We start from the raw sequence: 9,955 nt of genomic DNA, 5'->3' as shown, positions 1-9,955 counted from the left end.
ATTTGCTAACGATAAAAATCATAAAAACGGTATAGAAAACTTCTGGGGTTATGCTAAACATAGATTATCTAAATTTAAAGGCATTAAAAAAGAAAATTTCTTGCTTCATCTTAAAGAGTGTGAATTTAGAGATACAAAATAAGCGAAGCACACACGAAGTGATGTTTCTTATAAAAGAGTTCTTTATATTTGTCAAACAACTTTTACCAAGTCGCTTAAAATCCATTTTGTTATAATGCATTGTAAATTTAACCAAAAGGGGCAAAAATGAAAGAATAAATCCTAAAAACTGCTACTAGCTATGAAATTAGTTGAAATTCCTATTAAGCTACTCACATAATTTTTGATTTTAAGGAGAATAAATGAACGAATTATTCATTCAGGCCAAAACACTACAAAACCTTTTGATTTCTCATGCCACTGGAGGGCGAGAAAATAATGTTGAATACACGCGTCTAAGACAGACAGTCCTTGCAAATACAGCACTTGACGCATATGTTCCTCAATTTATAAAAACTTGTAGAAATCTTGATCAATTTTGGCAGTTTATAAAATATAAGTTCGGCAGTTATGCTGAACGTCGGGATTATATATGGTCTGAGTTTTTTTCATTATTAGAAGTCCTAGAACGAGGCGGCTTGGCTCCGTCTGATGAATTTGTGACCAATGGTATAAAGAAAATTGATTCTGCTCACGTGCAAACAGCATGGTCAAAAGCATTGGACAGAAGAGCAAACGATCCAGAAGGCGCAATTACATCAGCTCGAACGCTAATAGAAACCGTCTGTAAGCACATCCTTGATGATATGAATGTACAATATGATGACACGGTGGATTTACCCAAACTTTATAAAGAAACCGCAAAAGTTTTAAATCTTGCTCCATCTCAGCACACGGAAGAAGTATTCAAACAAATTCTTGGTGGTTGCACGGCCGTTATTGAGGGACTAGGAACACTTCGTAACCGTCTAAGCGATGCTCACGGCAAAGGAAAAGTCGGTGCGAAACCTGCATCGCGTCATGCCGAGCTGGCTGTTAATTTATCTGGATCATTGGCTAGTTATCTTTTAGCCACTTGGGAGACCTGTAAGGAAACACAAATTTGATAATAAACAAAAGCCCGATGTTCCGCCCATGCTCTTTGAGTGGACTTGTGACGCCGTACGTAAATTTAAATGGTGTGGCCGTCAAATTTGGATTGGTTTCTAACCCAAATTTTAAAGTCAAATGTTGTGTGGTGCTGCATCGTTTTCGGTGGTCTATCAAAAAATTACAATTTAAAGTTAAAATTTAATAAGGTCGGACTTGCGCCCGACCGGTATCAGAAAGGAGGGGTTAAAATATATAGACCGCGCCGAGCACGATAAACGCCCTTAGGCAAAAGCCGCCCACAAGCACGCCGTATTCGTTATAAACACAGCTTTTTATCTCCTCGCTGCCGTGCGCGCAGACGCTACCGTCTGCATTAACGCTGCAGCTGCGAAGCATAAATTTGCTTCCGCCTAGCAGCGGCAGAGCAAGCCCAAACACGACAAAGCCTATCCAAAACATCGGCGCAAGCGAGCCGCTGACTATCTTAGTCACGCTAGCCATGCCCGCAGTCTCGCTTCTCACGCTAGCAAATAGCGCTAGCACCGCAACGATCTCGAGCGCGACTAGCACGACGTGAAATTTATGCGCGCAGTGGCTTAGTCCGTGCCCGGCATTTAACGTAGCGGCGGCGTTTGCACTAAGCCCCGTAGAGATCGCGGAGATCGTAAATAAAATCGGTAGCCACACGCTAGCCCAAAGCGGGATCGCCTTTACGACGTAAAGTAGTAGCCCCGTATATCCCATCACCCCAAGCGCCAAGATAGCTCCGAGCGTGAGCATAATATCGCAAATTTTACCGCTCTTTTTGATCTGCAAAAGCACCAAAACGCTGACTATGATGAAAAACGTAAGTAGATACGTACCTATGCTCATCATCGAAACCGGGCGCGTATAGAGCTGTAAAATTTTAATAGGATTTATCGCGGCGCTCGGTGCCAAGTCAAATAGCAAAAGTGCGGTTCCTATTATTACCGCAACGGGTGCTAGCAGAAAGCCGAACTTATAAAACCTCTCGTTTAATGAGCCCAAAAAGCCCTTGTAAGCCAAAGCCGAGCACAAAAACGCCCCGGCGCCTAAACCGCCTAAAAACAAATAGATGACTATGAGCCATCCCCAAGTCGTCTGTACCATTGTCATTCCTTTAAATTTTTAAAAATTTCAGGATCTTTTAGTGCACTTTTAAGTGTATCCATCTCGCTATTTAGATAGAGATTTAAAAAGCTCCCGAAACTCTTCCAAACGTCTAAATTTGCATGCTCATCGCAACGAGCGGCAAATTTGCAAAACCACTGCGACGGATGAGCGGCGATAAATTCCGCCTTTTTACGCAAAAATTCGTTAAATTTAGCCTCATCCTCCGCCTTTAGCGCGCTAAAACTTAAAAAATAAAGATATTGCAGCTCGTATCCGATGAAATCGTCGGGAAATTTATCAAGCTGCGCATCCTCGAGTTTTAGCCCAGAGCTCTCGTAAAAGCTTCGCACCTGCATCGTCTTTGCCCCGAACATCGTTTGATAGTCGAAATACACCGACTCGTAAGGCTCGGCTTTGGGGCGCTTAGGACCTACGAAGAGCCTATTGAATTCGTAACGAATTTCATCGATTAAGCTTGGCTCGCTTTTGCATTCGGCAAATTCGAGGATAAATTTGTGCTCTTTAAGCTTAGGCGCAAAATCCTGCGTCAAATTTAAAAGCTCGTCCAAATTTTCACTGGTAAGAGGTACCAAAAATACCTGCCTCAAAAAGTCCTCGACGCAAAGGCTCTGCTTTAAATTACGCATCTTTTTATCCTTAGTGGATAAACTCATTGCGCTTCATCCTAGGATAGAAGCGGATGTTTGGTTTTGTAAAAAAGTGCTTAAAGCCAGGCATCTCTTTCTCCATTCCCGCACTATCGCTCACATCGCTATCAACTAGCTTTAGCACGTCGCAAGGACAGCCCGCTACGCACGCAGGCTCCTCGCCGCGCTCGAGCTTCTCGGCGCAGAGGTTGCACTTTTGCGCTTTGCCGTCTTTGCCTTTGGTTATTGATCCATAAGGACAGGCTACGATGCAGTATCCACAGCCGATGCATTTATCGTGCAGCGGCTGAACGACGCCGTTTTCAAGCTTAATGTAAGCTCCCACGGGACAAACATCCATACACGCAGGCTCTTCACAATGGTGGCACGAATGCGAGATGAAAATTTCTTTTTCGATCTCATCTTCATGGATGAGCATCATATCGACATGGCGCCAGTTGATGTCGGGGTCTTGGTTATGATAGACCTGACATGAAATTTCACACGCCTTACAACCTATGCAAAAGTTGTAATCAAATAAAAATCCTTGTTTTCGTTTCATTTTATGCCTCCTGTTTTGCAGCTTTTTTTACTTCACAAAAGCTTGCAGTATAGGTCGATCCGTTACCCAAATCGCTCACTCCGTCCGAGCAAAGGATATTTGCTCCCGTGCGAGATTTGGTGACTTTGACCCAGATATTATTCCATGCATAGACGATGCCCGGCTGCATCTGATTAGTCTCGACCGCCGTAAATATCGCCGTACCCTTTTCATTCGTAGCCTCGACCGTATCGCCCTCTTTGATACCGCGCGCCAGCATATCCTCGCGCGTCATAAATAGCTCGGCGTTGCCCTTTACTATGACGCGTTTTAGGATGTAAGGCATATTGCCCCAGTTTGAGTTATCCTGAAGCTGCGTACCCGGCGTCATGAAATAAAGCGGATACTTTTTCAAGTAATTTTTGCCGAAATTTTTATGCCTTTCGTAGTAATCCCAATCGTCGTCAAGATCGATCACCGGGTGATAGCCTGCGTCCTTGAAAGCTTCGGAGTAGAGCTCGCACTTGCCGCTTTTAGTGCCGAATACCAGCTTGTCCTTCGGCGCATAAGGGTAGTAAGGAAACTGATCTTTCATCGTCTCAGGCGTTCTAAACGGCTTAATCCAGCCTACGCTCTTTAGCTTTTCGTAGGTGATATTTTGCTTTTTAGCAAATTCCGTATCTAAAAACCTTCTACAAACCGTCTCGCTATCCCAGTCGAAGCACTCCTCGGTATATCCCATCGCCTTGGCTAGAGCGTTAAAAAATTCCAAATTCGTCTTGGCTTCGCCCAGCGGCTTGACGCTTTGGGCGTTGTAGCAGACGTAGCCCGAAATTTGATCGTTTTGAATATCTTCGCTCTCCATAAAGGTAACGCCCGGCAATACGTAGTCAGCGTAATCGCAGGTGTCGGTATCGTAAGGATCGATGACTACCAAGAAAAAATCGTCGTCCATCACGCGTTTTTTGATTAAATTCGTATTGGGCGCCGTTACCATCAAATTCGAGTTGTAGTTGATACAGGCTCGAATTACCGTATTTATCGGCTTACCTAGATAGGTCGGATTTTCCTTTTGGATACCTTTGCCAAATTCTATATAGCTTATTTGCTGGCGCTCTATCTTTTTGCCTTCCGCGTCTTTCGGCGAAAGATCTGGCATGCAGTTATCGAAGTTAAAGCAGCCCTTTACGTGCACGTAAGCCCAAAATAATCCGCCGCCAAGTTTTGTAAGGCAACCCATAAGTACCGGCAAGAAGGTAACCGCGCGCACCAGCCTTGCGCCGTTAAAGTGCCTTTGCCCGCCGTCGCCGTGCATAATGGCAGGCGCTTTGGCGTGGGCGTATTCTCTCGCGAAAACCTTGATCTGATCGACGCTTGCTCCGCACATATCGCTTAGCTCGCCGTAGGTGTAGAGGCTACACTCTTTAACCAGCTCGTCAAAGCCCATCGTATATTTTTCTACGAATTCATGATCATATAGATCTTCTTCTATCAAAAATTTGCAGACCGCTAGACAAAATGCCGGATCGCTCGAAGGCTTTAGCTGGATAAACATATCGGCCTGGTTTGCGAGCGGAATTCTGATCGTATTTATGACGATGATCTTGCCGCCTCGTTTTTTGACGCGGTGGGCAAATCTAATCCAGTGCACCGCCGTGTAGGCTTCGTTTGAGCCCCAGCTAATATACATATCGCTCTCATCGACTTCCAATGCGTCTTTTGAAAAGTCCGTGCCGATGACGCTTGGCGTGCCTGCATAGCGCGGCCAGTCGCACGGGTTACGCACAAGCCTTGTAGCGCCGTATTTTTCAAAGAAATTTCCAGGCGCGATAGTCTTTGAGATATGCCCTTCGTTGCCCGAATAGACAAATTCCGTCAGCGCCTCGCCGCCGTATTTTGCTTTGATCTCAGTAAGCTTCGCGGCTATCTCTTTTAGCGCTTGATCCCAGCTTATGCGTTCCCATTTACCCTCGCACTTTTTACCGACGCGCTTCATCGGATACATTATACGATCGGCGTTGTATAGGTGCATTGCGTAGGTATGACCTTTGACGCAGACCGTGCCTTGCGTTAGAGGGTGCTTCGGATCGCCCTTGATGCTAACCATCTTACCGTCTTTGATCTCTGCGATCATCGAACAGGCGTCGCGGCAGTTTCTAGGACAGGTAAGATAGTGATACTCTACGCCCTGCTCGTTTTTATAGGATTTCGGTTTAAAATCCACCTCAAACTGCTCCATACCAAATAGGCTTGGAGAGGCTCCCGCCGTAGCTAGAGCCGCTCCCGCGCCTTTTAAGAAAGAACGTCTTTGCATCTCTTCTCCTTAAATGTGGGCTTTATTTCATATCGTATATGAAAACCTTATTTTCTTTGCCTTCGCGCGAAAAAACATAGAATTTGCCGTCCTTCACCGCAAGCGCTCTTGCGTTTGCCGCTCCGCTAAAACTATACGCATCCTCAATTGCATGCGTTTGTAAATTTAACTTTAAAATGGTCGAGAAATTTTTACTCAAAAGATAAACGGCGTCAGGCTGAGCATCGATGCCCGTGACGTAATATTCGCCAAGGCTTCTTTTATCTTTTAGGCTTAAATTTCCGCCTATTTGCGGGATAAACTCCTCCAAAATCATCTTATCGTCGCCGTCAAACACCGCCACGCTCCAATAATCCCTCACGTCATTAGGCACGGACGCAACGATAAATTTATTCGTAGCCGCGTCGTAATCCCAGCCGAGGATATATTGCTGCTTTGCTCGAAGCGTGGAGAAGCGCCCTTTGTTGCCAAGATCGTTTAGCTTCCATTTATCCCAGCCCTCGGTCAAGTGCCTCCACTGGCTATTTTGCTCCTCTGCACTAAGCCCGTCCGCAGGCTCATAAAATACGAAAGTTTTATTAAAGCTTATCATGCCAAGCTCATTTTTATACCACGCAGCACCTACGGTCGCTTCCATCTCCATTATAAAGTGGCGATCGTGCTTACCGTATCTAAGCGGCTTTAAATTTTCGTCTGCAACGTAGAATTCGTTATTTTTAGAAACCAGCGCGAACTGCTTTTTATCTGCGTCGTAGTCCGCTCCCGTAATCGGCGCGTCGTTTTGTAAGCTTAAGCTCACTTCCGCACTCGGCGTACCGAGCTCTTTCACGCCCTCAAGCGCGCCCGCTTTGCTATCGAGATTAAACTCAAATCCAAACGCCAGAGCCGCTAGCGCCGTAAAAATCATCAGCTTTTTCATCTTTTTGCTCCTTAGTTTGGCAGATCCGGAAGTTCCGGATTCCAATCGAATCTAAAATCAAGCGCGCTTTGCCAGTGATCTTTTTCCCAAAACCATTTGGCGGGATCAAGACTTAATCTAGCCGGCGTGCTAGAGCCCAGATACGGCGGCGGGCCTGAGACGATGAAAGCCTGCGCGCAGTTTGCAGCGATGATGACGATGAAGATTAAATTTGCGATCTTACCGAGAGGCAGATAGCGCAAAAACTCGCCGTATTCGCCGCTCGTGCTCTTTTTCATTATCTCGCCTAAATTTTTGCTACATAAAAATATGACCGCTAAAAATGCGATCACGCAAAAATCTACGACTATGACCCAAAGCTGCGTATGTGCACCTAAAATTTCAAGTCCGAAGCCCTGTTTTATGTCGAGGTAGCCGCCGAACGTACCGTCAAGGCTATAATGGATAAAGCCGTTGAACATCCCCCAACAAGCCATCAGTAAAAGCGCTGCGATGTAGCCGGGTCTTAGGCCGTATCTAAGGATAAAAAGCGCGATAAGACTGATGGCTATCATCGTGATCCTCTCCGACCAGCACATAACGCACGGGCTATCTCCCATACCAAAGCCCAGTACCAAACAGGCTATACCGACCGGAAGCGCCACGAGGGCGATGATGGCTAGCGACATTAGGTTAAAAAATCCTCGCTCGGCGACGGGAATTTGATTTTGTTCTAAATTTTGCATATCGCCCTCCTAAAAGTTGCCTATCGGCACGACGACCCATAAATTTACGTAAAACTCAAGCGCGATCAGTATCGCGCAGCCTGCCGCAGCACAACCCGTAGCTAAATTTTTCCTCTGCGGCTTAAAATATAGTATAAGCCCGCTGATCAAAAATAGCGTCAAAATAAGAAATTCCATTTCAAACCGTCCTTTCCTAATAAAATTTAATCCTAAGCATGCCTAATTCTTAAAGAAATAATATAATTTTATTTATTAAATTTAGTTTAAAAAATAGATTTTTCTATTCATATTAAATTTTTTCCTATAAAATTTTCCTACTAAAAATATATTTTTATAAATTATTTTATTATATTTAAGCTATTATTAAAGATATGGCTGAAATTTTACAAATTATTTTACTCGCTAATATTTTTTATCCTTAAGATAAAATTTAAAACAACTTAAAACAAATATGGTGTAATATTTCAAAAGTATCTTGACCTAAGGCGGAATATGGAAAATATATTTTTAGAATCTTACGACGTATTTAAGGTATCGAAAAACGCGAGCAAGCTAAAAATTTACAACGACTTTTTAAGAGACAACAAAAGATACTCCGTAACGCGCTGTTATTATGTCATAGTCGTGGATAATACCTTTTTAACCTACTCGCATTTGATGATTTATGAAGAACTGCTTTATCTTCTGTATTCGCAGAACAAGCTAAAAAACGGCGATTTTTCGCTGACGCTCAAAAAATCGGAGCTAGCGAAAAAATTTAAGACCGATATCACAAAAAGCGCTACCGAGACGATAAAGCGCTTTTATGAGATGCAGCAGGTCAAAATCACTATTTTCGTAAAAGACAAAGTCGAAAAACAGATGAATATTATAGAGCACATCGACGCGCCGCAAAGCGAAAAATACGGCGACATCCCCGACGAGATCAATATCTCGCTAAATTCCGAGTTCGTGCGGCTCTACCGCTGCGCATATCTGGACAAGATCGAGTATTTAAATAGCTTTGATATCGAGCAGGGCAGCTTCATCCGCTACTTTATGCAGCACGAGCTGGACGGAGGCGTCAAAAGCTCTGCGATCATCGATAAAATGGGCGTTACGACGTATCTGCCCTTCGCTTATAAAAAGCGCTTCGAGCAAGAGATCGCAAGAGTGAGCTTTTACTATAAAAACGAGAAATTTTGCATAAAAGACGGCTTTGTTGTCATCGAAAACCACGAAAACAAGGCGATAGATAATCAAAACGCGTCGATTGAGCTTTTCGGCGTGATATACGAACAGATAACGCAAAACTGCATCAAAGCCGTTACGCTAAATGAGCAAAATTTAGCGAAGTATTACGCGCGCTTCGGCAGGTTTGAGACGAGCCAGACGGTATTTAAAATTCTAAGCAATATGGAGCTCATGCTAAATCAATCGATGCAGAAAGAAAACGCTAAAATCGCCTGCTTTTCGCACTTTTTCGAAAGTATCGTCTGCAAAAACGGCGAAGAATTTGAAATTTTGATCGAGCTGAATCAAAAGGGCTTTGAGTATATCGTCTCGCGCAGCGCAAATTTGGACTTTTGGAATGTCGAATCCGCAGACTATGGACTCACGCCGTATCCCGTAAATAGCTGTGCGACAAACGGCAAGCTAGGATAAATTTAAGGCGGTAAATTTTAAAATTTATCCGTAAAATACGGGAGTACGCCCGCTGTATCAAGGACAAAGCGCGGGCAAATTTTAAAAATTACTCCTGCGTCCTCAGCTCAGCGATGAGCCCGTCAAGCTCGCCGCTATTTTGCGCGCTCAAAAGTCGCTCGTTTATGAGCCGCATTTGCGCCGAAAACTCGCTACTAAGCATATCTGCGACGAAATTTTCACTCTCGCTCTCATCCGCCACCGGATACATATCGCGCCAGACGTCAGTTATCCACCAGCCGCACTTCGAGACGCAGGTAAAGTCCTTCAAAACGCCCGTTTTTAGCTTCATCATCACTTCGTCGGTTTGCTTGATCTCGCTTGCGACGAAGTCCTTGTGAATGCCGTCTAGGCAGGTGAAAATGCGGTGTCCTAGGCTTTGGACGCTGTTTTCGGAGCAGATCCTAAACTGAAAGATGCTATCTTTAAAATTTAGATCGGATAAGCAGATTGGATGCTTTTGAGTAAAATTCGGAAACGAATCAAAGCTCCTATCGTCGATGCTAAGCGCCCAGTTAGAGCTTGGATTTTTGCGGGCGAACTCGCCGAAACTTAGTCTGATAAATTCTTTATGGCTTAGCTCTTCGGCGGTGAAAAAGTCGTAGTTAGCGCAGTTTGCAGCTTTAAAATCTTTAAATTTCATGATCCCTCCCGTAAAATTTTAGCCAAAAGTATCGAGTGCGTAATTTTACCATTTGCTTTTAAGAATTTATAAATATTTATTTTCAAATCTAAACGAATACAAAGCCAAACTATAGGAATTTTTTTGTAAAATAATAAATATATTCGAAAGGCGGCGAGCTTTTCGGTATCGTAAAAAAGCGCTTGGGCGCGAAATAATATTTTGGTGTCAAGAGAGAGACTTGAACTCTCGACCTCCGGCTTATGAGACCAGCGCTC

At 44.1% G+C, this 9,955-nt stretch carries 10 protein-coding genes and 1 pseudogene; 3 read left to right on the top strand and 8 right to left on the bottom strand.

All coding sequences use genetic code 11. The features are described 5' to 3' along the window. Positions 1-142, top strand: a pseudogene (locus Q0413_RS01125) (IS1595 family transposase); the annotation flags it as partial. Positions 143-362: 220 nt separating this feature from the next. Further along, positions 363-1,106, top strand: coding sequence for an abortive infection family protein (locus Q0413_RS01120; protein ID WP_298986414.1), 744 nt, complete (start codon positions 363-365; stop codon positions 1,104-1,106). A gap of 229 nt (positions 1,107-1,335) precedes the next feature. Here Q0413_RS01120 and nrfD read toward each other — a convergent pair whose 3' ends face one another. The 7 genes from nrfD to Q0413_RS01085 are packed head-to-tail and all read right to left on the bottom strand — an operon-like array spanning position 1,336 to position 7,549. Further along, on the bottom strand, positions 1,336-2,223 hold the full coding sequence (gene nrfD, locus Q0413_RS01115; RefSeq protein WP_298986411.1) for an NrfD/PsrC family molybdoenzyme membrane anchor subunit: 888 nt from the start codon (positions 2,221-2,223) through the stop codon (positions 1,336-1,338). A 2-nt stretch (positions 2,224-2,225) separates the two neighbouring features. After that, positions 2,226-2,873 (bottom strand): molecular chaperone, encoded by a 648-nt coding sequence (locus tag Q0413_RS01110; RefSeq protein ID WP_298986408.1) that lies wholly within the window; start codon positions 2,871-2,873, stop codon positions 2,226-2,228. A gap of 10 nt (positions 2,874-2,883) precedes the next feature. Then, the gene (locus tag Q0413_RS01105) at positions 2,884-3,435 is read right to left on the bottom strand and encodes a 4Fe-4S dicluster domain-containing protein (RefSeq protein WP_298986405.1); all 552 of its coding nucleotides are present in this window, start codon (positions 3,433-3,435) and stop codon (positions 2,884-2,886) included. A gap of 1 nt (position 3,436) precedes the next feature. After that, entirely contained in the window at positions 3,437-5,728 is a 2,292-nt protein-coding gene (locus Q0413_RS01100) for a molybdopterin-dependent oxidoreductase (protein WP_298986403.1), read from the bottom strand. Positions 5,729-5,750: 22 nt separating this feature from the next. Continuing rightward, positions 5,751-6,647: a hypothetical protein gene (locus tag Q0413_RS01095; RefSeq protein WP_298986400.1), complete on the bottom strand. Its 897-nt coding sequence runs from the start codon at positions 6,645-6,647 to the stop codon at positions 5,751-5,753. Positions 6,648-6,658: 11 nt separating this feature from the next. Then, positions 6,659-7,372, bottom strand: coding sequence for a disulfide bond formation protein B (locus Q0413_RS01090; protein ID WP_298986397.1), 714 nt, complete (start codon positions 7,370-7,372; stop codon positions 6,659-6,661). A 9-nt stretch (positions 7,373-7,381) separates the two neighbouring features. Then, positions 7,382-7,549, bottom strand: a complete 168-nt coding sequence (locus Q0413_RS01085; protein ID WP_298061463.1) for a hypothetical protein — start codon at positions 7,547-7,549, stop codon at positions 7,382-7,384. 315 nt (positions 7,550-7,864) lie between these two features. On the opposite strand from Q0413_RS01085, the gene Q0413_RS01080 reads away from it, so the two are divergent. Next, on the top strand, positions 7,865-9,016 hold the full coding sequence (locus Q0413_RS01080; protein ID WP_298986394.1) for a hypothetical protein: 1,152 nt from the start codon (positions 7,865-7,867) through the stop codon (positions 9,014-9,016). 88 nt (positions 9,017-9,104) lie between these two features. Here Q0413_RS01080 and Q0413_RS01075 read toward each other — a convergent pair whose 3' ends face one another. Then, complete coding sequence (locus Q0413_RS01075) at positions 9,105-9,698, bottom strand: effector protein (protein WP_298986391.1); 594 nt, start codon at positions 9,696-9,698, stop codon at positions 9,105-9,107. Positions 9,699-9,955: the final 257 nt, after the last annotated feature.

It is taken from the genome of uncultured Campylobacter sp., assembly GCF_938045465.1.
Lineage (GTDB): Bacteria > Campylobacterota > Campylobacteria > Campylobacterales > Campylobacteraceae > Campylobacter_B.
Note: the sequence above shows the minus strand (reverse complement) of the source record. Positions and strands in the feature narration are given on the sequence as shown.